Below are 674 nucleotides of genomic sequence, written 5' to 3'. Positions count from 1 at the left end.
TCGGCGTGGATCAGCGCCCGCGCGCCGGGTTTCGCTGCCGTCGCCCCCACCGTGCGCACCACGGTCGCCGTGGCGAACGGCGTGCCCGTCGCGCGCAACGCATCGGCCAGGCGGGCCATCTGGTCTTCCAGCGGAGTCACGTCGATCATAGCCGGGCAAGCTCCTGTTCCAGCGCCGCAAGGTCCGAAAGCGTCCCAGCAGCAGCGAAATGATCCAGATACGGCAGCGCGGCTGCCATGCCAGTCGCGACAGGCGCATAGCCTGCCCACCCCTTTAGCGGGTTGAGCCAGACGATCCGGCACCCCCTGCGCTGCAGCTGCGCAAGCGCCGTGCCCAACCGTTCCGGCGGATCGGGGGCAGCACGCCGCTGCGCCCGGTCACGAAGCGGCGGGCATAGGTGGCGGCAAACTGGTCCAGCGCCGCGCCGATCCTCGATCCGCCGCCGAACCCGTCGGCCAGCAGGGTGAGCCGACTGAGCGCGCGCAGGCTGTCCTCATCCCGCAGCGCCTCGGTGATCCGCACGAGGCGAGTATGGAACAGGTAGGCGTCGCTGTTGCCATCCGCCCGCATGAGACCGGTCAGGAAGGCGAGGAAGACCCGCGCATAAAGCGTCATGGACCCCGACACGTCACACAGCGCTACGATCCGGACCGGCCGGTCCGGCCTCTGCCGAC

General features: G+C 70.0%; 1 protein-coding gene and 1 pseudogene. Both read right to left on the bottom strand.

Going from position 1 to position 674, the window contains the following annotated elements; all coding sequences use genetic code 11:
- Positions 1-119: XdhC family protein (locus P775_RS29000; protein WP_143520920.1), on the bottom strand; the 119-nt coding region annotated here is incomplete at its 3' end.
- Between the two features lie 26 nt (positions 120-145).
- Positions 146-674, bottom strand: a pseudogene (locus P775_RS15095) (VWA domain-containing protein); the annotation flags it as partial.

This window comes from Puniceibacterium antarcticum (genome assembly GCF_002760615.1).
Classification (GTDB): Bacteria; Pseudomonadota; Alphaproteobacteria; order Rhodobacterales; family Rhodobacteraceae; genus Puniceibacterium; species Puniceibacterium antarcticum.
This window is presented reverse-complemented; position numbering and strand designations above follow the sequence as displayed.